The organism is Paraburkholderia sp. EG287B (genome assembly GCF_040965595.1).
Taxonomy (GTDB): Bacteria; Pseudomonadota; Gammaproteobacteria; order Burkholderiales; family Burkholderiaceae; genus Paraburkholderia.
On sequence record NZ_JBFRCG010000005.1, the window covers coordinates 321,569 to 346,319 of the forward strand.

Annotated in this window: 17 protein-coding genes and 1 tRNA gene; 13 read left to right on the plus strand and 5 right to left on the minus strand. The window is 63.2% G+C overall.

What is annotated here, in order from left to right; all coding sequences use genetic code 11:
• Positions 1–59 precede the first annotated feature (59 nt).
• Positions 60–1,142, plus strand: coding sequence for an NAD-dependent epimerase/dehydratase family protein (locus tag AB4Y40_RS11045; RefSeq protein ID WP_368687685.1), 1,083 nt, complete (start codon positions 60–62; stop codon positions 1,140–1,142).
• Positions 1,143–1,176: 34 nt separating this feature from the next.
• On the opposite strand, the gene AB4Y40_RS11050 is transcribed toward AB4Y40_RS11045, so the two are convergent.
• Positions 1,177–1,365, minus strand: coding sequence for a hypothetical protein (locus AB4Y40_RS11050; RefSeq protein WP_042260822.1), 189 nt, complete (start codon positions 1,363–1,365; stop codon positions 1,177–1,179).
• Between the two features lie 155 nt (positions 1,366–1,520).
• On the minus strand, positions 1,521–2,228 hold the full coding sequence (locus AB4Y40_RS11055; protein ID WP_368687686.1) for a pseudouridine synthase: 708 nt from the start codon (positions 2,226–2,228) through the stop codon (positions 1,521–1,523).
• Between the two features lie 254 nt (positions 2,229–2,482).
• Here AB4Y40_RS11055 and poxB point away from each other — a divergent pair, with 254 nt between their 5' ends.
• The gene (gene poxB, locus AB4Y40_RS11060) at positions 2,483–4,201 is read left to right on the plus strand and encodes a ubiquinone-dependent pyruvate dehydrogenase (RefSeq protein ID WP_368687687.1); all 1,719 of its coding nucleotides are present in this window, start codon (positions 2,483–2,485) and stop codon (positions 4,199–4,201) included.
• A gap of 21 nt (positions 4,202–4,222) precedes the next feature.
• On the opposite strand, the gene AB4Y40_RS11065 is transcribed toward poxB, so the two are convergent.
• Positions 4,223–4,444 carry a hypothetical protein gene (locus AB4Y40_RS11065; RefSeq protein WP_368687688.1) on the minus strand — a complete coding sequence of 74 codons (222 nt, stop codon included), beginning with the start codon at positions 4,442–4,444 and terminating at the stop codon, positions 4,223–4,225.
• Positions 4,445–4,703: 259 nt separating this feature from the next.
• On the opposite strand from AB4Y40_RS11065, the gene AB4Y40_RS11070 reads away from it, so the two are divergent.
• The 11 genes from AB4Y40_RS11070 to AB4Y40_RS11120 all read left to right on the plus strand — a co-directional run bounded on the left by AB4Y40_RS11070 (position 4,704) and on the right by AB4Y40_RS11120 (position 23,506).
• Positions 4,704–5,534 carry a hypothetical protein gene (locus AB4Y40_RS11070; protein WP_368687689.1) on the plus strand — a complete coding sequence of 277 codons (831 nt, stop codon included), beginning with the start codon at positions 4,704–4,706 and terminating at the stop codon, positions 5,532–5,534.
• Between the two features lie 129 nt (positions 5,535–5,663).
• Positions 5,664–5,987 (plus strand): hypothetical protein, encoded by a 324-nt coding sequence (locus AB4Y40_RS11075; protein ID WP_368687690.1) that lies wholly within the window; start codon positions 5,664–5,666, stop codon positions 5,985–5,987.
• Between the two features lie 405 nt (positions 5,988–6,392).
• Positions 6,393–7,133, plus strand: coding sequence for a hypothetical protein (locus AB4Y40_RS11080; protein WP_368687691.1), 741 nt, complete (start codon positions 6,393–6,395; stop codon positions 7,131–7,133).
• A 656-nt stretch (positions 7,134–7,789) separates the two neighbouring features.
• The gene (locus AB4Y40_RS11085; RefSeq protein WP_368687692.1) at positions 7,790–8,440 is read left to right on the plus strand and encodes a hypothetical protein; all 651 of its coding nucleotides are present in this window, start codon (positions 7,790–7,792) and stop codon (positions 8,438–8,440) included.
• 759 nt (positions 8,441–9,199) lie between these two features.
• Complete coding sequence (locus AB4Y40_RS11090; RefSeq protein ID WP_368687693.1) at positions 9,200–17,344, plus strand: hemagglutinin repeat-containing protein; 8,145 nt, start codon at positions 9,200–9,202, stop codon at positions 17,342–17,344.
• Positions 17,341–17,712 (plus strand): hypothetical protein, encoded by a 372-nt coding sequence (locus AB4Y40_RS11095; protein WP_368687694.1) that lies wholly within the window; start codon positions 17,341–17,343, stop codon positions 17,710–17,712. Before AB4Y40_RS11090 ends, AB4Y40_RS11095 begins: the two co-directional genes overlap by 4 nt.
• Positions 17,713–18,945: 1,233 nt before the next feature.
• Complete coding sequence (locus AB4Y40_RS11100; RefSeq protein ID WP_368687695.1) at positions 18,946–20,688, plus strand: ShlB/FhaC/HecB family hemolysin secretion/activation protein; 1,743 nt, start codon at positions 18,946–18,948, stop codon at positions 20,686–20,688.
• An 82-nt stretch (positions 20,689–20,770) separates the two neighbouring features.
• Positions 20,771–21,448 carry a CsgG/HfaB family protein gene (locus tag AB4Y40_RS11105; RefSeq protein ID WP_368687696.1) on the plus strand — a complete coding sequence of 226 codons (678 nt, stop codon included), beginning with the start codon at positions 20,771–20,773 and terminating at the stop codon, positions 21,446–21,448.
• A gap of 13 nt (positions 21,449–21,461) precedes the next feature.
• A complete protein-coding gene (locus tag AB4Y40_RS11110) occupies positions 21,462–21,836 on the plus strand; it encodes a DUF4810 domain-containing protein (protein ID WP_368687697.1) in 375 nt (124 codons plus the stop codon).
• A gap of 10 nt (positions 21,837–21,846) precedes the next feature.
• Positions 21,847–22,515 carry a DUF799 domain-containing protein gene (locus AB4Y40_RS11115; protein WP_368687698.1) on the plus strand — a complete coding sequence of 223 codons (669 nt, stop codon included), beginning with the start codon at positions 21,847–21,849 and terminating at the stop codon, positions 22,513–22,515.
• A 673-nt stretch (positions 22,516–23,188) separates the two neighbouring features.
• Complete coding sequence (locus AB4Y40_RS11120) at positions 23,189–23,506, plus strand: hypothetical protein (protein ID WP_368687699.1); 318 nt, start codon at positions 23,189–23,191, stop codon at positions 23,504–23,506.
• A gap of 62 nt (positions 23,507–23,568) precedes the next feature.
• Here AB4Y40_RS11120 and AB4Y40_RS11125 read toward each other — a convergent pair whose 3' ends face one another.
• A complete protein-coding gene (locus AB4Y40_RS11125) occupies positions 23,569–24,234 on the minus strand; it encodes a hypothetical protein (RefSeq protein ID WP_368687700.1) in 666 nt (221 codons plus the stop codon).
• Between the two features lie 331 nt (positions 24,235–24,565).
• Positions 24,566–24,650: transfer RNA gene (locus AB4Y40_RS11130), tRNA-Leu, on the minus strand.
• Positions 24,651–24,751: the final 101 nt, after the last annotated feature.

Consider the following 24,751-nt stretch of genomic DNA (forward strand, 5'->3'; position numbering starts at 1 on the left):
TCGCCGCGTTTGCTTGCCGGCCTTCGCCGCGAGGCCCGGGCCGCTAAAATGGTTCCACCATGATTGCCACACGAACCTTGCGCCGTGCGCGCATCCTGATTGTCGGTTGCGGCGACGTCGGCCTGCGCGGCGTCGCCCAGTTGCGCGAGCGGCCGGACCGCGCGCGCGTATTCGCGCTCGCGCGCCGTGCCGAGCGCGCAGACGCGGTGCGGGCCGCGGGTGCAACGCCGGTGCGCGGCGACCTCGATTCCCGCACGAGTCTCGCGCGCATCGCGGGCCTGGCAGGCACCGTCCTGCACCTCGCGCCACCGCAAAAATCCGGCGACGACGACCTGCGCACGCGCCGCCTGATCGCAGCGCTCGCGTCGCGGCGTCGCGCGGTGTCGCGGCCTGCGCTGGCGGGCGTGGCGCCGCGCGCCTTGCGGCCCCCATTGCATTGCCTCGTGGACCGCATGCGCCGCAGCGCTGTCGGCGATGCCGCAGCCTTTGGAGCATCCGTCATTGTACCCGAGCGCATCCGGCGGTTTTCCCGCGGCCGGCGCAGGCGCCTCGCACGCCCGAGGCTCGTCTACGCAAGCACGACGGGGGTGTACGGGGATTGCGGCGGCGCGCGCATCGACGAAACACGCTCGGTGCAGCCCGCCAACGCCCGCGCCATCCGCCGGGTGTCGGCCGAACGGCAACTGCGCCGCGCCACGGCGCGCGGCGCGCTCAGCGCCACGATCGCGCGCATTCCCGGCATTTACGCCGCGAACCGCCTGCCGCTGGCGCGGCTGGAGAAGCGCACGCCGGCGCTCATCGCGAGCGACGACGTCTACACGAGCCACATCCACGCAGACGACCTCGCGGCGATTCTCCTGCGCCTCGCGACGCACGGCCGCCCGGGGCGCACGATCCACGCGACAGACGACAGCGAACTGAAGATGGGCGAGTATTTCGACCGCGTAGCCGATGCCTTCGGCCTCGCGCGCGCCCCACGCGTGAGCCGCGCCGAGGCCGAGCGCGAACTCGAGCCGGTCTTGCTGTCGTTCATGCGGGAGTCGAGACGGCTCGCCAATACGCGCCTCAAGCGCGAACTGCGCGTGCGTTTGCGTTATCCCGACGTAGATGCGTTCTTGCGCACGCTGCCGCCGCACCCGTGACTGCGGGCGGGCGGCGCGGCGCAAAGCGTGCCGTTCACGTGATGGCCGGCAGCGCTTCGAGCAGGAGGAAGCACAATAGCGCTCCGATGAGCGCCCCGATGAGGTTCGGATGATACTGATGTCGCATGTGCATCGACGCGAGCAGGCCCCCAATCAGAACCGCCCCTAGCGCCATGAAGGCCATCAACACGAATGAAATTTCGAATGAGCCGTTGATGATCATGATGCCCCTCCTTGCAACTTGTAATCGTTCTTGAGACGAGTATAGGGCGGAAGCTCGGCAAGGACATGCTGCGGCGCGGCAAAAACGATGCCTGTTTGCAAGCATCGGTGTGTCAACGCACTGAGCGGCGGGTGCCCGCGCCGCCGGGTGGTGGTTTACCCGTTGTTGCGCAACGCGTCGAGCGCCGCGGCGTCGAGCCATTGCCAGGCGCCCGGCGCCAGACCGGCGGGCAGGGAAAAGCCGCCGATGCGCTCGCGGTGGAGCGCTTCGACGCGGTTGCCGGCCGCGGCCACCATCCGTTTGACCTGATGATATTTGCCTTCGAGCACGGTCAACGCCAGCTCGTGGTCCGCACGTGCGTGGGCGGCGACGGCGGCAATCGGCTCGCGCTCGCCGTGCAGCAGCACGCCTGCACGCAGGGCATCGAGCTGGGTGTCGTCGAGCGGATGGCGCGTGCTCACCACGTAGACCTTCGGCACCTTGCGTTTGGGCGACGTGAAGGCGTGGACGAACTGGCCATCGTCGGAAAGCAGCAGGAGGCCGGTCGTATCCTGATCGAGGCGGCCCACGCACTGCACGTTGCGCTGCGCGAACTGCGGCGGCAGCAGATGAAACACGCTCAGGTGATGCTGCGGATCGCGCGAGCACTCATAGCCCGCGGGCTTGTTGAGCGCAATGTAGGCGCGCTCGTGAAACGGCCACGGCGTGCCGTCCACGCTGAAGACGAGGCCGGCCGTGTCGAACGTGGCGAGCGGGTCGCTGCAAGGTTCGCCCGCAACGGCGACCCGCGCGTCGGCGATGAGCGCGCGGCATTGGCGGCGTGAGCCGAAACCCTGTGTGAAGAGGATGCTTTCGAGATTCATGACGGACGGCTGACAGCGTAGAGCCGGCTATTTTATCCGTGGCGACGTGGTCAGCGCCGCCGTGCCCGCCGCCTGTCCGCTTCGCACGGCTTGACCGCGCATTTCGGGCGGAAGGCGTAACGTAGCGCAGGGCATTCGCAGGTCCGGCGCAGTGGCAGGCCCCGGACGCCTGAATCCTTGCCCCCAAATTGCTTCTCGCGCAGCGCCCGGCCTTGGAGCGCGCGCTGCGCCATTCGGCTCACGTGGAGAACACCATGGCGAAGACAATCGCGGATCATCTGGCGAAAACGCTCGAGGCAGTCGGCATCGAGCGTATCTGGGGCGTGACCGGCGACAGCCTGAACGGGCTGTCGGCGAGTCTGCGAAAGCTCGGCACGATCCGCTGGATGCACACGCGGCACGAGGAAGTCGCCGCCTTCGCGGCGGGCGCCGAGGCAGCGGCGACCGGCCGACTCGCGGTGTGCGCGGGCAGTTGCGGGCCCGGCAACCTGCATCTCATCAACGGTCTTTACGACTGCCATCGCAACCGCTCGCCGGTGCTCGCGATCGCGGCGCACATTCCCTCGACGGAAATCGGCCTCGGCTATTTCCAGGAGACGCACCCGACCGAACTCTTCCGCGAGTGCAGCCACTACGTGGAACTGGTGACGAATGCCTCGCAGTTCCCGCGCGTGCTCGACACCGCGCTGCGCACCGCGATCGACCAGAAGGGCGTCGCCGTGATCGTGCTGCCCGGCGACGTGGCGCTTCTGGACGCATCCGACGAGGAGCCGGCATGGGCCCAGGCGGCGCGTCCGGCGACCTTGCCTTCGTCGGCGGATATCGACCGGCTCGCCGAGCTGCTCAATCGCTCCGAGGCGGTGACGCTCCTGTGCGGCAGCGGCTGCAAGGGCTCGCATGACGAAGTGGTGGCCTTCGCGGACGCGCTCGGCGCGCCGACGGTGCATGCGCTGCGCGGCAAGCAGTACGTCGAATGGGACAACCCCTACGACGTGGGCATGACCGGACTGATCGGCTTCAGCTCGGGCTACCACGCGATGATGTCGTGCGACACGCTCGTCATGCTCGGCACCGACTTCCCGTATCGCAACTTCTATCCGCAGCACGCGAATATCGTGCAGATCGACCGCGACGCGGCCGCGCTCGGCAAACGCGCGCCGCTCGCGCTCGGGCTCATCGGCGATGTACGCGAGACGTTGCGCGCGCTCACGCCGAAGCTCACGCGCAAGACCGACCGGCGCTTCCTCGAGCATGCGCGCGAGCACTACGCGAACGCGCGCAAGGGGCTCGACGAACTCGCGCGCCCGGCGGCCGCCGGCAAGCCGCTGCATCCGCAGTATGTGGTGGCGCGTCTCGACGCGCTCGCCGAGGACGACGCCATCTTCGCGGTCGACGTTGGCACGCCCACGCTGTGGGCCGCGCGCTACCTGACGATGAACGGCCGGCGCCGCCTGCACGGCTCGTTCAACCACGGCTCGATGGCGAACGCCATGCCGCAGGCGCTCGGCGCGCAGGCAGCGCATGCTGGGCGCCAGGTGGTCTCGCTCTCCGGTGACGGCGGTCTTTCGATGCTGCTGGGCGACATTCTCACCGCGCGCCAGCTTGACCTGCCGATCAAGATCGTTGTCCTGAATAACAGCTCGCTCGGTTTCGTCGCCATGGAGATGAAGGCAGGCGGCTACGTGGAGACGGGCACCGATCTGGCGGCCACCAACTTCGCGGATATCGCGCAAGGCGCGGGTCTCTTCAGCGTGCGCGTCGAGACGTCCGAAGCGCTCGATGAGGCGTTGCGCGCGGCGTTCTCGCACGCAGGGCCGGCGCTCGTCGACGTGGTGACGACGAAGCACGAACTGGCCATGCCGCCGAAGCTGCAGTGGGCGCAGGCGAAAGGGTTCAGCCTCTATATGCTGCGTGCGGTGCTGAGCGGGCGCGGCGACGAGGTGGTGGAGCTGGCGCAGACGAATTTGCGCTGAGGCGCGTGCGGCAGACCTGCGTCAGTCGGTGATCGAGACGCAGGTGCTGTCCTCTGGCCAGGTGCGAAATTCATCGACCCGGCCCGCGCGCACGTCGAGCAGCAGCCGCTCCAGCGCTTCGAGCCTGGCGGATCGGTCTGCGCTCGAGCGGATCAACGTTGCGGCGGCGCGTCCGGAGACGGACTCGTGGGCCTCGATGAGGATGCGTATGGCTTCCTCTCGCGTCATGAAAATGCGGTCCATCGTGCGCTCCCGGTTTGCTATCTCAATAACTTCGACAACGATAGCAGCGGGGCGCGGCACGCCGTGCGGCATCCGCAGGACGCTTGATCTTCGTCCAAACAAGGGCGTGCCGGCTTCGGGCCGGCAACAAAAAACCCGCGAAGCGTTGAGCTTGCGCGGGTTTCAGGATTCCGGCGGATATTGCCGGAAAGCATTCTGGTGCCTCGGGCATTGGGCCGCGAAGAACGAAAGCCAGAAGCATCTCCAGACGTGGGCGAAGATGTGGCGCGCGTCGCAGACGGGCGATGTCGAGGCGATGGGCCAGCACGCGATGGACCTCTACAACGAATTCGCGGACGGCACGACGGCGACCTCGCGCGAAGTCGTGAAGGACAAGGTCGGCAACGTGACGGGCTTCAACGTGAAGCTCAAGAACGACGTCACGCGCGAGGAGCGCTCGACGTTCATCGGCAAGGACCAGATGATGAGCATGGGCATGGCCGCGCTCTCGCCCCCGCAGATGTTCGAGGCCGCGTACAAGGCGCAGCAGACGAAGGACGCCGCCGCCGCGAAGGCCGCCGGGAAGGTTGGCGAGGCGCGGCTCAAGCTCGCGGGCGACCTCGCGGTGGAGAACGCACGGCAGGGCGGGCGCGTGGCGCTGCAAACGCAGAAGGCCAGCAACGACATCGCGCGCGACACGAACAAGAGCAAGCTGGACGCGCAGAACCGCAGCAACACGGTTGCGGACGAGCTTGGCGCGAAGGTAGACGCTCTACGCGCGGCCGGCTACTCCGACCAGCAAATCCGCGACGCGCTGTCGCGGATGCTCGGCGCAAACGAGTTCAAGCGCGGCTTCTCGCCGGAAGAGACCCGCCGACAACTCACCATCGAAATGTCCAAGGATGCCTCGTTCAGCCTCCAGCCCGCCGAGAAGAAGCGCAAGGCTATCGACGATGCGATGAACACCATCTATGGGAACGGTGAGTCGAGTGCTCGCGGTGGTGCCGGGGGGCGACCGGCACGACTGACAACCCGTTCAAGGGGGGGCAACCCGGCGAAGAAAGGCCTGCCGTACCTCGACACGAAGACGGGGCACGTGATCTACCGTTAGTTTGCGATAGTTTCGGGCGCGTCGTTTCCGCGAACGACGCTCCTCCCACGAGACAAATCAGGAGGATGGCGCCACAATTGAGCAACCACCCATCACATCCGCAACCGTCGGTGATTGGCAACGCGAGCTATGAAATTCATTGAGCGCCACCCCAAGTTATCCACAGTCGCATTGCTAATCGGCTCCTTCATCGTGCTCTATCCGGCGTTCGCGCATCTAGCCGATAGAGGCAAACTTATCGACCGCAACACGGAGGCCCGCATCGCCGCGCACTGCGCTGAAACCGTTGAGGGTATTCGCGGCATCGATGCGCAGGCAAACGTATACCGAGCGTGTTTCAACAGCACGTGGCAGACCGTCGAACGCCTGCTGACATCGCGCGAGTACGGCGAGCAGTGGGCGCGCGAGAGCGATGGCGATGGGTTCAGTCCGGGCGTGAGCCGCTACTGGTAGTACTCCATGAATGACGCTCATCTGGATCTCGCGCATCGCCTATGGATGGCGCGATTGACGATAGTGGTTTCGCAATCAAACCATTGCGGGAAGATGCAACCAGAGATTGATTGCGGGCAGTTGGCGCGTTGGGCTTCCCTCGCTATCGTTAGTGCGTCGCTGAAACAACAGCGGCCGGGCGTGGAAACCCGATGTCACAAAGGCGGACGAGCCGCCGCGACTGCGGCTATTTTTTCGTCTGCGCTACGCTCTGCGCGTCAATTTTCAATGGCGGGTCGGGCGAGGGCCAGCTTCGGCTGGGCCGGTTTCCTTTGTGGCCGGTTTTCCACCCCTCGTCGTCAGGCCCGCCACCCCTCATGTGGAAATGAGCGGCGGGCCTCCTCAAAACACAAAGGAGTCCGCCGTATGCATAACGCCGACGCTGTCGATACAACCCGCCCCCGAAAGGGTTGCCATCCGTTCAGATACAAGGACAACGCCCTTGGCCTAGAACGCCTGCCCTTCGTTGCCGGACCACGCTCCGCGGTTGCTGCGCCCTATTGGGGTGTTCCGACAACGTGTCATGGCGACGATGCTTTCGAGGTTGGTGCCGCGATGGCTGATGCGTACCTGAAGCATCTCCGTGAGGACACGGATGATTGCCCCGTCAGCGACCTGGCAAACATCGTTGAGTCGTTCCTGATGCGTTTCGAGCAGGAAGGCGGACGGGCAATGCCGGGCCTCGGGTGTAGCGCGCAGAGCGAGAGTTTCGGAAGCCTCCGCCAGCAATGCGCCGGGTTCTTCGGCACGCTCGACGCGTGGCTCACTCTAGCGGCGAAGGACAGCGCGAGCTACCTCGATGCTCTCACCGAGGACATGATTGTTCAGAGGGCTAACCGTGCAATGCACGGCTCGTTGCGGCAAATCGAAGTGGTGATAGAGCGACGACCAAACGGGGTAGATCTGTACGTGTCGTCCGCTGTGAGGTTCGCGGCGCCCTTCGTGCCCGTCGACGCTACGCCCCTTGACCTTGACGACGCGCGGGTGCGCGAATTCCTGTTCGCTGGCGCCGAGCGCTCGGGGTTCGATATCCCGGTGGACAGCGATATGGACGGCTACGTGGGGGATGACGGCGACGAAACCCACATCCGCATGTGGTTGAAGTAAGACATTGGCGGGGACACGCGCGAGAGGCTGCGCGTAGCTATGCGCGTGCACCCATCGCGCACGCTGAGACTGATGCCTACGTGCCCGCACGCGCGATTCGCCCGGTAGGTATCTGCCCCCCACTGGGGGCGAGCGTGGCTCCCTCGAAAAACCACGCCACATTGGTGGTGACGCCCGCATCCTATCAATGAACCCGGCGCAACGACGAGTTGCGCCTTGAACCGCGCCCCTCTTCTTCGTGCCCTTCCCGGTAACAATGAGAGCGATGCGGGAGGTAAAGCAATCGTAAGCGATTCGAAGTCGTTACGCGCGGTATTACTTGGGAATGGCGAATTTCGGCTCTATCGTGCGCGCCCGAAACGCTGCCTGCAGCCTGATCCGTATCCTGTCTGGCAATGCGGCCGAACCTTTCTGGCTTGTGGCTGTGCCCGGCGTCATTTCGGAGCAGAGGCAACGATGAACAATTGGGACCTTTCGCAAAGCGCGTCAAAGATCGATTTGACACACTGTACGGCAGCAAGGGGGCGAAGCATGCCGCCGGCACGTACTCTTATCCATCGTGGAAGGCCTTTTTCCCAAGGGCGCCAGGAATTGAGGAAATACGTGCGTACGATGCCCGGGCAATTCGGTGCACCGCGGCGACCTATGAGCGCGCGATGCTTATCCTCGACGCGACATGCAAGGCGGCTCGCTCTCGCGGTTTCGATATTTCGATGGGATGGCGGTGCACGCGGATCGACCTTTCCCGGGACGGTGCGGCCTCAGGCTTGCGCATTGTTGAGCCGAGTTTCCGCGCGAACACAAGCCTCCTCTCGGAGGCCGAACGAAGGTCGATCAGTGGCGCCGGAACGATTGGTACCGGATGGCTTGAACTGCTGCTCAATGAGCACTCCGACGCGCGGTTGCAATTCAAAGAGAAGTCCAGTATTGCTGGTCTGATCGAGCGCCTTCCCGAGGTGATGTCGAAACTTGAGACGTCTCACGCTGTAATGGTCGCCTTCTGGGAAAAGAGGCGCCGTACCGATCTGGCTTTCGAGGCGGCTCATGTGGAGCGTCAGCAAGCGGATCGCGAACTTGCGGCGGAGCGCGCGCGGCGCGACAAGTTAATCGAAAACGCTCAGAAGTGGCACGCTGCCCGCGTGGTTCGGGAGTACGTTGCGGCGATGGAGGCAAACGTGTCACCGAAGAATCTAGCGGCACACGCCGAATACAATCGCTGGCGCGATTGGGCACTCGGTATCGCAAACAACCTCGAATTGCGAGCCCAGTTCGTACCACAATCCGGCGACGATGGCGCGCGTGCGTGATGTTTTCGCTGCCGGCGGGTTGCGCGGGGAGCACGGTCGTTGCCTGGTCGAGATTCTTCGAGGCGCTCGATAGCGGCGCCCTGTCGGCAGTCGAGAGCACGCGTGCTGGCTGTGATGCAGCAACCTTGGCCTCAAGCTCGCGCCAACGTTCCACGAGGCGCCCGGTGAACTCGGGCGAAAGCTGCGCGACGATGACGTAGCTATCGCGCTTGCCGATTTGGTACTCGTGCGCGGGCCGATTGAGGTTGTCGCGGTATTCCTCCAACGGAGGAAGATCAATAACGCCGCGCTCGGCAACCTGATAAGCCGTCTCTGGGCTTGTGGATGCAGAGACGCCTCGACTTCATCAATAAGTAGAAGGGAATACTGGGGGATTCCTTGAAGCACTCGGAAAAGATCGAGTGTGGCGTCTTTGCCGGCTCCTTTGTGAAACTGAGAGACTTCCCCGCATTCCCTTTCGAGCAACCCTACCTGTCGGCGGGCAGCATGGTCCACAGGTGGTTGCTACCACTATCCCTGCTATTCGTGCTATTGATCGCGGTCCAACCGGGCAACGTGTAGCAGGGGCGGTAAGTGTGGCAGTCCAAACCCAATTCCGGGCGCTGAAGTGCTTTCACCTGAATCGGGTGTCAATCCGGTAAAACCAAAACCGATGGCGGGCATTTGCGTCTGATCAATTTTTGGCGCTAGTTAACATTTCCCTTTCATATCTTGCGCGAGTATATGGGTCTCCATGGTCCTTTCTCGTGACAAAGAATAATGAACAGGAATGCTTACCGGCTGGTGTTCAGCAGGCTGCGGGGCATGCTCGTCGCGGTTTCGGAAACTGCAACCGCACACGCACACGGTAATGCCAGTCGCGGTGAAGCCCTTCGATCCGTCGCACTGCAATCGTTCACGCTTTTCGCCATGCGTCATGTGGCCTTTGCCGCACTGGCTGTATTCGGACTCGCACCTGCCCTTGCGGATGCGCAGATTGTGCCCTCGGGCGCCAATGCGCCGAATGTCATCAATACCGCGAATGGCATTCCACAGGTCGACGTGAACAGGCCCTCCGGGGCTGGCGTGTCAATGAATACGTATTCGCAGTTTGATGTATCGCAAAAAGGCGCAATTCTCAACAATTCACCCGTCATCACCGGCACGCAGCTCGCGGGGCAGATCAACGGCAATCCTAACTTCGGGGCGAACGACGCCGCGAAGCTCATCGTCAACCAAGTCAACAGCAACAATCCGTCGCAGTTACGCGGTTTCGTCGAGGTGGCGGGCCAGAAGGCGACCGTGGTGATCGCCAACCCCTCTGGCATCCTGGTGGACGGCGGCGGTTTCATCAACACCATGCGCGGCATTCTTACCACCGGCAATCCCGTTTTCGACGGCAGCGGCAACCTCGCCGGATTTGACGTCACCCAGGGCAACATCACCGTCCAGGGCGCGGGCCTGAACGCCTCGAACATTGACCAGGTTGACCTGCTGGCGCACGCGGTGCAGGCCAATGCGGCGATCTACGCGAATACGCTGAATGTCGTGACCGGTTCGAACCGCGTCGACTACGCGAGCCTGAATCCGACGGCTATCGCGGGCACAGGTGCCGTGCCGGGCGTATCCATCGACGTGTCGCAGCTGGGCGGCATGTACGCGAACCGCATCACCCTGATCGGCACCGAGAACGGCGTCGGGGTGGCGAATGCGGGCACCCTTGCCGCGCAGGCGGGCGACCTCACGCTCACGGCTTCGGGCCAGCTTGTGCAGTCGGGCACAATGAACGCGAGCGGCAACGTTGGCATCAACGCCGCGAGCGTTGCGAACAGCGGCACCTTCTACGCGCAGCAGAATACCGCCATCAATACGGGCGGCGCAGTCACGAACAGCGGCACGCTCGCGGCACAGCAGAACACGTCCGTCAACGCGGGCAGCGTGAGTTCGACCGGCACGCTCGGCGCGGGCGTGAACGGCGACGGCTCGGTTGGCAACAGCGGTGACCTGTCGGTCGCGGCGTCGGGCCAGCTCGACGCAACCGGCCTGAACGTGGCAGGCAGTCACGCCACGCTCGCGGGTAGCGGCGTGAACCTCGCGGGCAGCGAGACGGCCGCCAACGGCAACCTGTCGCTGGCGGCGAGCGCGGGCGACCTGAACCTCACTGGCGCGACGACGAGCGCGGGCGGCGCCGTGAACGCGCAGGCAGCAGGCGCGCTGGTCAACGACCGTGGCACGCTCACGGGCGGCAGCGGCGTGACGCTCAACGCGGGCAGCCTGTCGAACCAGGGCGGCGGGATTTCATCGCACGGGGCGCTCGCCGCACAGGCGTCGGGCCAGATCGCAAACCAGGGGGGCTCGCTTGTCTCGCAGGGCGCCATGCTGGTGAACGGCAGCGCCATCGCGAACAACCAGGGGACCATGCAGAGCGCCGCAGGGCTGAGCGTGATAGGCGCATCCCTCGATAACACGGCAGGCCGCATCACCTCCCTGAGCGGCGATGGCCTCCTGGTGACGACCACGGGCGCGCTCACGAACGCCGCAGGCACGACCGCCACCGGCGCACAGGGCGGCGTGATCGGCGGCAATGGCGCGGTGACACTTCAGGGCGGCACGGTTGCCAATCACGGTACGGTGAGTGCGCAGACGGACCTTCAGGTCGACACGCAGTCCCTGAACAACGACGCAGGCGCGCTTCAGGCGGCGGGCAATGCCACGGTCAACGCGGGGGCGCAACTGACCAGCAGCGGCGGCACGATCGTGGCGGGCCAGGCGGCGAGCGTCACCGCGGCGACGCTCGACAACAGTTCGGGGACCACGCAGGCCGCGCAACTGTCGCTGAACGCGACGAACGTCGTCAATCATGCGGGCACGATCACGCAGACGGGTACCGGCGCGATGAACGTCGCCGTCTCCGGGCTGCTGGACAATTCGGCGGGCGGCACGCTCCAGACCAACAGCACTGACCTTACGCTTGGCGCCGCCACGCTCAACAACGACGGGGGCACGATTCTCGCCGCCGGGACCGGCACGCTGACGATTGCACCGGGCAACGGCGCGGGAACGTTCTCGAACGCGGGCGGCCAGATCATCGCGGCGGGACAGCTCGTAGCGCAGGCGGGCAGCCTCGACAACTCGGGCGGCGTGCTCGCTGCTCAGGGCAACCTCGCGGCTTCCATTGCAGGCGATGTGAACAACGCGCAGGGCGTGGTGCGGTCGCTGTCGTCCATTTCCCTCGCGAGCGGCGGTGCGCTGACGGATACGAACGGCCAGATCCAGTCCGGCACGGGCGCCGCGGGCGACGCCAGCACGCTCGCGGTGCTGGCCGCGTCCATCGACAACACGGGTGGTATCGTCGGCAACCTCGGCACGGGCGACACGACCGTGCAGGGCGGCAGCCAGATCGTCAACAGCAACGGCCTCATCACGGGCAACGGCAACGTCGCCGTGAATGCGTCCTCGATTTCGAACACCCAGGGTGGCGCAGTCAGTGGCGCGAACGTTTCGGTTCAGGCCGGTACGCTCGATAACACGGGCGGCAATATCGGCAACCTGGCCGGTTCGGGCGGCGATGTCGCCATTGCGACGACTGGCGCGCTCACGAACACCAACGGCCAGATCGGTGCGACCCGTGATCTGGCCGTGAACGCGGCGACGCTCACGGGCGGCGGCACGTACGGCGCGGCCAATGACGTGGCGATTGCCATGCAGGGCGACTTCGCACCCGCGCCCGATGTGCAGTTCAACGCCGGTCACGACCTGACCTTTACGCTGCCCGGCACATTCACCAACGCCGCGCTGCTGGAGGCGGCGAATAACCTCGGCATCGACGCGGGCGATATCGCCAACAGCGGCACGATGATGGCGGGCGGCACGCTCACCACACACTCGAACACGCTGGAAAACACTGGCGCCGTCGTGGGCGGCAGCGTGTCGCTCAACGCGACCCGTGTCATTTCCAACCTGGGCCCGACGGCGCTCATTGGCGCGACGGACAGTAACGGGACGCTCGAACTGCTCGCGCCCGACATCGAGAACCGCGACGACACGACGGCCACCGACGCGCAGGCGGGCACCGCGATCTTTGGACTTGGCGAGGTTGTCCTTGCAGGCGGCAGGGATGCGAACGGCAACTACACGAACGCGAACCTGATCAAGAACCAGTCGGGGCTGATCCAGTCCTCGGGCGACATGGCGCTTTACGCGAACCAGGTCACCAACACGCGGCGTGTGATGACGACCACGGGGGCCAACAGTGAGGCGGTCGATCCAGCCCTGCTGGAGCAGCTCGGCATCAGCCTGTCGGGCTGTACGGCCACTTACATGCAGGCGTGCGAGCCTGGCCATCCGCAGGTCCTGGGCTCGACGGGCGACCCGTCGATGATCGGTGGCGTGCCGACCGATCCGCCGCATGGCGGCCAGTGGAACAGCACGTACCAGTACACGACATATACCGGCGTGGCGCTCGCGAACCTGGTTTCGGCCATCAGTCCGGCCGCGCAGATCATTTCGGGCGGCGACCTCGATGCCTCGTCGGTCGGCCTGTTCTGGAACTACTGGAGCCAGGTCGCGGCAGTGGGCAACATCGCGATGCCCGCCACGCTCGACCAGGACAGCTGGCAGGGCCAGGCCGCGCCCCGGATGCAGGTCACTTATTCCGGCCAGTATCACTACGACAACTACGACAACAGCGAACACAACTGGCAGCTACCGTTCGGCGATGCCGGGTTTGTCACCAGCCATCCGGGCGGTTATACCCAGGCCGCTCCCGCCGATATCCGCTACTACGCCCTGCCGGCCTACGAATCGACGTTCGTGGCGGGCGGTACGCTCGCCGGCACGGGCGTGAGCATCGAGAACACGGCGGGCAACGCGGGCATTCCGTCGCTCGGCCTCGCGCCGGGCCAGTCGGTGACGGGCGTCAATGTCGACTCGCCCGGCGGCAGTGCCACCCAGGTGGATCCGGTCATTGCGCGTGCCACGGCGGTCAATGTCCTCGCCAACCTGACGATTCCGCAGGGAGGCCTGTTCAGGCCGGCGACCACACCGGGCGCCACCTACCTCATCGAGTCGAACCCGGCCTTTACGAACGCGAAATCGTTCCTGTCGAGCGACTACTACCTCCAGCAGCTGGGCCTGAATCCGCAGAGTGTAGAAAAGCGCCTGGGCGACGGCCTGTACGAGCAGCAGCTCGTGCAGAACCAGATGACGCCGCTTACCGGCAAGGCCGTGCCCGGCCCCTACACCGATACACAGGCGATGTATGAGGCGTTGCTGGCCTCGGGCGCGGCGCTGGCGCAGCAACTCGACCTGCCGCTCGGCATGAGCCTGTCGGCGGAGCAGGTGGCCGCACTCACCAGCAACGTGGTCATCCTGCAGACGCAGATCGTGGACGGGCAGTCCGTGCTGGTGCCGGTCGTCTATCTCGCGCAGGCCAGCCAGCAGAACCTGAACGGGCCGCTCATCGCGGCGACCGACATCGATCTGCAGAACGCGCAGACCTTCTCGAACAGCGGCACGGTCCAGGCCAGCAATACGCTCACGGTCAACGGCCAGTCCATCGACAACGCCTTCGGCACGCTGCAAAGCGGCGGCCTCATGGCGCTGGCGACGACGGGCAATGTGGATCTGACCTCGGCGACGGTGAACGCCGGGAGCCTGGCGCTGAACGCGGGCGGCAACCTGCTCCTGAATACGGCCACGAACACGGTGGACCAGGTGAGCGCGACGGGCGCGACGCGAACCTCCACCACGCTCGGTCCCATCGCGAACCTGAACGTGGCGGGCGATGCCCTGATCGTCACAGGCGGCAACTTCGAGCAGAACGCGGGCAACCTCAACGTGGGCGGCAACCTCGGCATGGCCGTGGGCGGCAACTGGGACATCGGCACGGTGCAGACCGGCGAGCACAAGGTGGTCGAGCGCGCGAACGGCGTATCGGATACGAACCTCAACAGTGCAACTGGCAGTTCCGTGAGCGTTGGCGGGGTTTCCGAGATTGGCGTGGGCGGCAACCTGACGGCGACCGGCGCGAACCTCAACCTGGCCGGTGGCGGGACACTCGCGGCGGTAGGTGACGTGACGTTGCAGGCCGCCACCACCACCTCGACCATCGACAGCAACAGCTCCGGCAGCGATCATCATGGCAGCTACGCCGAGTCCTCGCATACGTCCGTCCAGACGCTGACCGGCACGACACTGACCAGCGGCGACACGCTGAACGTGGTGTCGGGCCACAACATCAACGTGACGGGCAGCGCGATTGAACTCAGCCAGGGCAATGCGAACCTGGCGGCGGCGGGCGACGTGAATATCGGCGCGGCCACCGCCACGCAGGTCAGCAACTCGCAGGAGACGCACAGCCACAGCAACGTGGTGAGCGGCACGCAGGTTGCCAGCTCGCGCGACACGACCACGACGCTTTCGCAGGGTAGCCTGATTTCGGCGGACGGCGTGACGATTGCCAGCGGCCACGATATCAACGTGGCGGGCAGTGCGATTGTCGGCACAAACGACGTGTCACTGAGTGCCGCGCACGATGTGACCATCACCACATCGCAGGACACTATGCAGTCTGCCGGCACGTATCAGGAGAAGCATTCGGGCCTGGCCACGAGCGGGCTGTCGGTGACGGTAGGTAGCAGCAAGGTCGCCCAGACCGACCAGGAGTCGGGCGTCACGAACAATGCGAGCATGATCGGTTCGCTCGATGGGAACCTGAACATCACGGCAGGTAACGATCTCCACGTCACGGGCAGCGTGCTTCATGCGGGCCAGGACGTGACCATGGCGGGCAAAACCGTCACGATCGATGCGGCCTACGATACGGCCTCGCAGTCGCAGCAGCAGCAATATCATTCTGCGGGCCTCACCGTCGGTATCACGAATCCGGTCGTCTCCGCGATCCAGACTGCCACGCAGATGACCAGCGCCGCGCAGAATGTCAACGGCGATCCCCGCCTGCTCGCTCTCGCCGGGGAAACGACCGCGCTGGCGGCGAAGAATGCTTACGATGCGGTTGGCGGTGACCCCGTCAAGGCCGCCACGACGGTCGGCATCAACGTTTCGCTGGGAGCCAGCAGCCAGCACAGCAGCAGTACCTCGCAGTCGAGCACCGCCGCGGGAAGCACGGTATCCGCTGGCCGCAACGTGACGGTTGCTGCGTCGGGGGCAGGCGTCGACAGCAACATCAATGTCGTCGGCAGCACGATTTCGGCGGGCAATGACGCGCTGCTGGCTGCACAGGGCAATGTCAACCTGCTGGCCGCGCAGAATACGGCCAGCCAGCAGAGCGATAGCAGTGGTGGAAGCGTCGGCGTCGGCGTGTCATTGTCGGTCGGCTCCAAAACCGGCCTTGCATTCACGGCGGCCGCATCGGGCAATCGTGGCAACGCGGATGGCGATTCGTCAACCTGGACCAATACGCACGTGACGGCCGGCAATGCGCTGGCGATCCAGTCGGGTGGCGACACGAACCTGATCGGTGCCGTTGCTTCGGGTAACCAGGTGATTGCTGACGTGGGCGGCAATCTGAACATCCACAGCCTCCAGGATACGGATACCTACCACTCGAAGAACGAGGGTGCGGGCGTGTCGGTTAGCGTGTGCGTGCCACCGCTGTGCGCTGGCAATTCGAGCGGGTCGGTGAGCGCGAGCCTGGCGAAGATAAAGAGCAACTACGCGAGCGTCAACGAACAGTCGGGCATCCACGCAGGCGAGGGCGGTTTCCAGGTTGGCGTGCAGGGGAACACGGATCTGCAAGGCGGTGTCATCACCAGCACCGACGCGGCAGTGCAGGATGGGAGCAATCATTTCTCGACAGGATCGCTGACGATGAGCGATATCCAGAATCACGCCGATTACGAAGGGACGGGGATGAGTGTCAATATCGGGCCGGTCGTGAGCCTGGACGGAGGCCTCTCGCCGGGGGCTTCTAGCGCGGGCTTTGCGCAGCGCGATGGCAGTGCGGACAGCGTGACGCGCTCGGGGATCAGCGGCATCGCGGGCAACGAGGCGGCGCGGACCGGCGATCAGGAAAGCGGAATCAAGCCGATCTTCGATGCGGCAAAAGTCCAGTCAGAAATCGACGCTCAGGTGAAGATCACGCAGCAGTTCAGCGAGCAGGCAAGCACGGCGCTGAGCAACTACGTCACGGGGCAGCGCGCGGATTTACAGCAGAAGCTGAAGGATGCGACGGCCCCCGACGAGAAGGCGCAGATTCAAAGCCAGCTCGACCAGTTGAACACCGACCAGCGGATGCTGAATGTGCTGATTGGTGTGGTGTCGGGTCAGGTGACGGCGGCAGCCGCGCAGGGCGTCCTGTCGGAGGCAGCGGACCTGATGCGTCAGGCGTCGATCCAGAATTCGTCGCTGTTTCCGGGGGTGGTGGATAGCACTGGCGAGACGCTGACGAACCTGTCAGGGGAAAGTGCAGGAGTGAACGGGGATGGCGTCAAGCTCGGCGGGACGCGGCTGTCGCTGGACAGTGTTTGTGGTCGGGATAACAGCGCGTGTGTGCATGATGCGGACAACAATCTTGTATTGAACGGCCTTGGCCAGCCTCAGCTTTTGCCGGGCTACACGGTGGAAGATTATCTGGCGAGTTCAGAGGCGCAATCGGTCGCGGGACTGACGGGCGGGATTCAGGGTACAACGGGGACGCTGGCGGGTATCCAGTATCCGCCGGGCGGTCTAGTGGACCAGATTATTGAGGCGTATGCGGGAACGCATGATTTTATTGGAGGACAAGTTGCCGGGTTGTACGACGATCAGGGCAATACCAAACGGAGCATGTCGTCCGCTGAAAAAACCGCACATAACATCTGGTCGGATGCGGCGATTCTGCCAGCAACGCCCTTTGCGGCGGCAACGGCGCTGCCGCCGCAGGTCTGGAATGCGATAGCCGCGATCCTTCAGGTGCTGAAATGAAAAGATATCTTCTTTCGGGTTGTCTTGCCGGGGCCGGGTTCATTACCAGCGGTTGCATCATTTTGGACGGCGCACCGACCGGCGAAGCGTATGAACGAGCCATTTCCCCCTCGACCTCTCACTCCGATTCCTGGGAAAAGGCGGGCGTGAGCGAGGAACAGAAACGGGACGACTGGATTGCCTGCGGAGGTAAAAGAAACGGGCTTTTTGACCCGCCTTATAACCGGAAGTCCGATGGAGACGCCGGGGCTTTTTTTGCCAGAGAAAACAGGAAGCTTCAGCGTTGTCTTATCGGGAAGGGGTATCGGTTTACGGGACAGTGTATCCATGACATGGCAAAAACTGAGCCAGCTTGTGGTGCGCCATAAATGTAAACAATCTACGGACTCTTGGGTTGCCTTGTAGGTGTGGGTTTGATTACCGGGTGCTGTCCTATTCTATGTTTCGTCCAGCACGGTGAAGTGTATGAACGGTACGCTTACCCTCCTACCTCTTACTCTGATTTCTGGGAAAAACCGGGTGTGAGCGAGGAACAGAAACAGGAGGACTGGGTTGCTTGCGGAGGGGAAAAATGGACGGTTTCGCCCGCAATTCAATCAACAGTCCGGTGGAGACTCCGCTGTGTTTTTCATTAAAGCAAGCAGGATATTCCAACACTGCCTGATCGGAAAGGGCTATCGGTTTGCGGGCCAGTGTACCGGCAATATGCCGAAATTTGAGCCAGCTTGTAGTGCGCCTTAAATGAACAGAATTTACCTCCTTTCGGGTTGTCTTGTGGGGGCTGGGTTGATTACGAGCAGTTGCATTATTTTGGATGGGGCACCCCCAGTTCGGCACGACCCTCCCTACGCCAGCTTCTGGGAAAAGCCCGGTCTGAGCAATGAGCAGAAACAGGCAGACTGGGTTGCCTGTGGAGGCGCTGTGCGTGGGAGTTTTAGCCCGCAACTTGAGCGTGGTGACACAAAACCCATGCTTGGAGAATACAGCAGGAAAGACAGAGCATTCCAGAGTTGCCTGATCGGAAAGGGCTATCGGTGGACGGGGCAGTGTACGAACGACTGGATGAAAACCACGCCAGCTTGTGGGGCGCGTTAAGTGGAAAGAACTTACCTACTTCTGGTTTGCCTTGTCGGGACGGGTTTCATGACGGGCGGCTGTCAAGATCGGTTACCCATGACCAACTTTAGTCATTCTCCTCATCCCCCCTCCAGCTTATGGGGGAAGCCCGGCGCGAGCGACGAGCAGAAACCGACAGACTGGGTTGCTTGCGGGGGAGTAAAGAATGGGCTTTTTAGCCCATTCTTTGAGCGTGAAACACTCGAAGAATTCTCAACGAAAAGTAGAATATTTCAGCGCTGTCTGATCGGGAAGGGCTATCGATGGACGGGGCAGTGTACGAGCGACTGGATGAAAAGCATGCCAGCTTGTGGTGTGCCTTAAATGAAAAGAATCTACTTGCCTTTAGGTTGTCTTGTTGGCGCAGATTTAATGTCGGGCTGCTGTCAAGATCGGTTCTGTTCTGAATCTAAGGACGACGATGAAAAACAAGAAGGCTCGCACAAGCTACGAAAGGGACGACAACGAAAGTAATATAAGTGAAGATGAAAAACAAGAAAAAGTTTTTGCCCGTGCCACTCGCTATTCTCGTGCCTCTCGCCGTCCACGCGCAAATCCCGCCCAACGTAGCGGCGGCGGCCCGCACGAATGCCGAACAGCAGCAACAGGTCGAGCAGCGACGCGACGCGCAGCAGCGCGAGGCGACCGTCGCTGCGCCGGTGGTGCGCTCGGCTGCACCCGCAGCGGGGGAATGGCCGGTGCTGCCCGTCGAGACGCCGTGCTTTCGTATCGACACGTTCACGGTCGAGGTGCCCGATACGCTGCCTGACGCCGTTCGCGCGAAAGGTGCGTCTGCCCTGCCGATGGACCGGTTTGCGTTCCTGAATGACTGGCTGCGGCATTACGAAGGCCAATGCGTCGGCAAACAGGGCCTCGACATGCTGACGAAGGGACTTCAAGGCGTGATCCTGAGCCACGGCTACATCACGACGCGCGTGCTGCTGCCGACGCAGGACCTGTCGAACGGGTCGATGACGTTCGCCCTCGTGCCGGGCGTGATCCGGCATCTGACGTTCGCCGACGAGGCCACGCGCGGGACCTGGAAAACCGCGTTTCCTGCGCGCGATGGCGACCTGCTCCAGTTGCGCGACCTCGAGCAGGGGCTGGAGCAGATGAAGCGCGTGCCGAACCAGGATGCGGCCATGCAGATTGTGCCCGGCACCACGCCGGGCGAAAGCGATGTGGTCATCACCACAACGCGCACGAAGCCGTGGTCGCTCGTGGTCTCGGCGGATAACTCCGGTACGCGCGAGACCGGCGGCTATCTCGGCAATGTGTCGCTGGCGCTCTACAACCTGCTCGGCCTGAACGACGTGCTCTCGGGGGGCTACAACCAGGATCTCCAGTTCGGCAACCACTCCCTCGGCACGCACGGCTGGAACGCCTCGTATTCGGTTCCCTGGGGCTACTGGACGGGTACGCTCTACGGCTACACGAACACGTACTACCAGCAGATCGCTGGCGTGAACCAGACCTTCGTGGCGAGCGGCAACGCGCAGACGGCGGGCCTGAAAATTGAACGGGTTCTCCACCGCAGCCAGAGCGATGTATCGGGCGTCGAGTTCCAGCTCATCAGGCGCTTCGGCGCGAGCTTCATCGAGGACACCGAAATACCGCAGCAGTACCGCAACAACACGTTCATCGAGGCGGGGCTGACTAACCGGCATTACTTCGGTGCGGCGCAGTTCGACGGCATGCTCGCCTACCGGCAGGGGATCGGCTGGCTGGGGGCCATGCCGGATCCGGCAAGCGGCCCCACGTACTATTTCCACATGGTGACGCTCGATGCCAACCTCTCGGTGCCGTTTGCGGTGGCCGGTCAGGCATTTCGCTATGTCGGCACCGTGCACGGGCAGTTTACGAATGACGAATTGAACTACATCGACGACCTGAGCATCGGCAGCCGCTACACGGTGCGCGGCTTCAGCGGTCAGACGATGCTCGCGGCGGAAAAGGGCTTCTACTGGCGTAACGAACTCCAGTACGCGCTTGGACAGACAGGACAGGCGCTCTATGCGGGGCTCGACTACGGGCGCCTGTGGGGGCCGTCGACCGCGTACCTTGCTGGCACGCAACTCGCTGGCGCGGTCATCGGCCTGAAGGGGGCCGTCGCGTCGCGCTTCGGCGCGTACAGCTACGACGTGTTCGCCGGGACGCCCGTCTATGCGCCGTCGGGTTTTCCTGCGCCCAGCGTGACGCTCGGCTTTCAGGTAACGGCACAGTTCTGAGGATTTTCCTGATGGTCAATCACGCCTGCGGTGGTCGCGCCCGATCGGGCACCACCGTTCATTCCTTCTGAGGAGCGAAACCTTGAAGCAATCAAAGACGTCCACCCTCGTGGCACTCACGTCCATTGCGCTGGCGCTGGGCGGGTGCGCCACCGAAGCCTCGCGTACGCTGCCGGTTCCCCCGGTCAGTAGCGCCCAGACACCCTACGCCGGCAAGCGTGTCGAGATTGCTGTGGGCAAGTTCGACAATCGCTCGAGCTACATGCGGGGCATCTTCACGGATGGCATTGACCGGCTGGGAGGACAGGCAAAAACCATCCTGGTCACCTCGCTGCAGGAAAGCGGGCGCTTCAATGTGCTCGAGCGGGACAACCTGGATGAAATCCGCCAGGAGGCCGCGCTGATGAAGAAGGCACAGGTGCTCAAGGGCGCGAACTATGTCGTGACGGGGGACGTGACCGAATTCGGTCGCAAGGAGGTGGGCGACCGGCAGCTGTTCGGCATCCTCGGGCGTGGGAAAGACCAGGTGGCCTATGCGAAGGTCAGCCTGAACGTGATCAATACCTCGACATCCGAGGTGCTGCTGTCGAGCCAGGGCGCCGCTGAATACAGCCTGTCGAACCGGGAGGTCATCGGATTCGGCGGGACGGCGGGCTACGACTCGACGCTGAACGGCAAGGTGCTGACGCTGGCCATCCAGGAGGCGGTCAATCACCTCGCGGCCCAGGTCGATACGGGTGCCTTGGCACCGGCGAAATAGGATGGGGCAGACCATGAAGCGAACCACCATCCTTGGCACCCGCACCCTGTTGCCGGTCATCGTCGCCGGCCTGCTGCTGGCCGGGTGCGCCGCACAGCGCAGTCCTTCCCTCTATCAATGGGATGCCTACCAGCCCCAGGTGTACGAATACTTCAAGGGCGAGACGGGACCCGAGGCGCAGATCGATGCCCTGGAAAAGGCCCTGCAGCAGATCCGGGCGAAGGGCAACATGCCGCCGCCCGGCTTTCATGCGCAGCTCGGCATGCTCTACGCGGGTGTCGGCAGGAGCGGGCAGGCCATGCAGGCATTCGAAGCCGAAAAGGAACTGTTTCCGGAGTCATCGGCGTATATGGATTTCCTGATGAAGAAAAAGACCAACGCACTGTGAGGACCCGGTCATGTTCAAACGCGCTTTCCTGAAACCTGCAATAGCCCTGTCCCTGGTTGCGCTGCTGGCAGCGTGCGCGGGCACGCCACAGCATGTCGACTACACGGCGTTCAAGAACAGCCGGCCACGTTCGGTTCTCGTGCTGCCGCCCGTGAACGAGACGACGGACGTGCAGGCGACCTACGGTGTGCTTTCGCAACTCACGATGCCGCTGGCCGAAGCCGGTTACTACGTCGTGCCGGTTGCGGTGATGGACGAGACGTTCCGGCAGAACGGGCTGACGACGCCGGCAGACATCCAGTCGGTGTCGCCGTCGAAGCTGCGCGCGATCTTTGGCGCCGACGCAGCGCTGTATCCGAAGGTCACGCAGTATGGCTCGGTGTATCAGGTGATCGACAGCACGACGATTGTTGCGGCGTCGGCCACGCTTGTCGACCTGAAGACGGGTGACGTGCTCTGGGCGGGTACGGGACGCGCCACGGGCAAGGAGCTCGGCATGAACGTCAATGTCGGCGGGGTGATCGGCGCGCTGGTGCAGGCCGCCGTCAAGCAGGTCGCGCATGAGCTGACCGATGAAGCCCACGATGTGGCGGGGCTCGCCGGTGACCGGCTGCTTCGCGCCGGCCCTCCGGCAGGTTTGCTGTACGGTCCGCGTTCGCCCAGGTACGGGACCGATTGAGCCAGGTGCGACGGTCTGGTGCCAGGCTCGGATGGGCACGTCCAGCACGTGCAACCCTCGCTGGATAACGGCAGCAACTGGAGCGGGGCCGCGCTGTTGCTCGTCCGCTGGCAAGCTGCGCGCGGGTCGCCAGGGGCGGCGTGACCGTGAAGATTGCACGGGCCATCGCTCTCCGCGCCAACGATGCCGCCGTGCAATTCGACCATGTTCTTCACGAGTGCGAGACCAATGCGGAGACCGCCTTTAGATCGGTCGATTGTCGTTAGGCCTTGCTCAAAGAGCCAAAACAATTTCGGCATCAGTTCCGCGCCTGCCCAGCCGCCGTCTCCTGTGCTACGTCGCGACATCTTTGTAAGGTTGCGCCACGATACACGACATCTGCTCCGGGTTTCCCCGAAAATATCTGATGAATGAATCGATCGTTATGCTCTGATATGACGCTAATCCGCTGCGTCAGCGCTTTCCTGCACTGACGGGATAGGCTGCGCACCGTAGGGAGGTGGTCAGCCAATTTGAATCTCTATTCTCAGCCACGAACTTGATTCCGTTAGCTCATTTCTGAGCAACTACGTTGGTTGTGGCGTCGAAAATCGTAGCGTTACCTCACTCCCTAGTAGCGCTCGGTACAGACGGTTGGAAGGGCTTTAGCGGAGTGTTCCCCCTGAGCGATTACGTGGTGGACATGCTCCGTATTCGATACGTCCAGCGGAAGTCACGTGAGTGGGTGTTCGGGTTCAAGGTCGCAAAGGTCAACGTGCCGTATCGCTTCCGGTCGAAAGCTGAGGAAAAGGACGATCCGGGCGGCATGCATCCGGTCCTTTCGTGGCTGTACTCGGAAGGGAAGGCGAGCATGATCGAACTACAGGAGGTATACATGGTGGAAGATGCTTTCCGCATGCACCGTGAACTTCTTAAGTCGAAAGTGAAGGCCGCGATTGAAGCGGAAGCCGCGCAACTGGAGGCCAAGGCGAAAGCGAAGGGTGGCGCGTAGGGTGTCTGCGCACGACTTCTAACGGGCCGCGCTGGACTCTCGGAGGCGAGTAGGCGCGGCCTTCAGTGTAGTTGCGGCAGGAGTCTACTGGCTTCGCTTGTAAGTTCCCACCACGGCTGGCCTCCTTTCGGCGTGAGTGTAATTACGCCTATGTCCACTAGCCTTATTTTCATCGAGTGAAAATCTGCCATAACGACATGGACTACGCTTAGTCGCCCTGCGGACCCGTCTTTAATTGCTTGGTCAAGATAGTCCTTCACAGTTGACTCTGCTGCTCCCGCCATCAGTACTGGGCCAAGTAGGCGATACGCCTCCAGGTACTTTTCCTGCCACACAGCTTGTCCTGTCCTTGGCACTTCTCCGATTCGCGCCACAAAGTCGTAGCGAAGCTTGAAGTGCTCGCTCAAGCGCTCGATCACAATTTTCTTTTCGACCTTAGGCTCGACTCGGCTGACCGGCGCTAATGGTGCGGCGCTAGTCGGGCGGCTACTCGGAGTACTACTTGGTCGTTTGGTTGTCGCGGATCGAACGATGAACAGCGCGGCGACAGCCGACAGAACGCCCCAGACAACGACCAGCCAAAGCGGAATGCTGACGGGGTGACTCCAACTCAGCCCGGACAGTGCCGCCCAAATAGCGCTAATTGCGAGAAGGATCAGGCCGCCAATCACGCTGCCGATTGCGTTCGACAAGACCGAATCTTTCCAAATCCGTTGAATGACGTCCATATGCCGCCTGACCTTAGTTGTCTGATGCCGCAGATTGTAAAGGCGAACGGACCGCGCAAACGCTCGTGCCGAATACGCGAGTGATAGTGGAAGGTCGGCTTGAAGTGTCGGACAGGCTGCTGCGCACTGGATCGAGCGTGCCGCGCTGGACTCTCGGAGGAGAGTAGGCGCGGCGTTACTGCACGCGCGGACGGATTTTTCCGGTAGGATCGGGCCTTCCGCAGAAAGCGCGGAAAAATCGCGGAAAAGTTGGGAGTCTGCGGAAAATTCGGCTGAGGCTTAGAGCGCGTTAGCTCAGGTTTTAGCCTTTAGAATCAACCGTTTAGCATTCTGGTGCCTCGGGCCGGAATCGAACCGGCACTCCTTTCGGAACCGGATTTTGAGTCCGGCGCGTCTACCAATTTCACCACCGAGGCGTGTGTTTGGGTGCTGCTTCGGGTACTGCTTTGGGTGCGCTAGTGTGCTTTTGCCCATTTTTCGCACCCGAGCGCAAACTTGCAGGCGCTCGAAGTAGCCG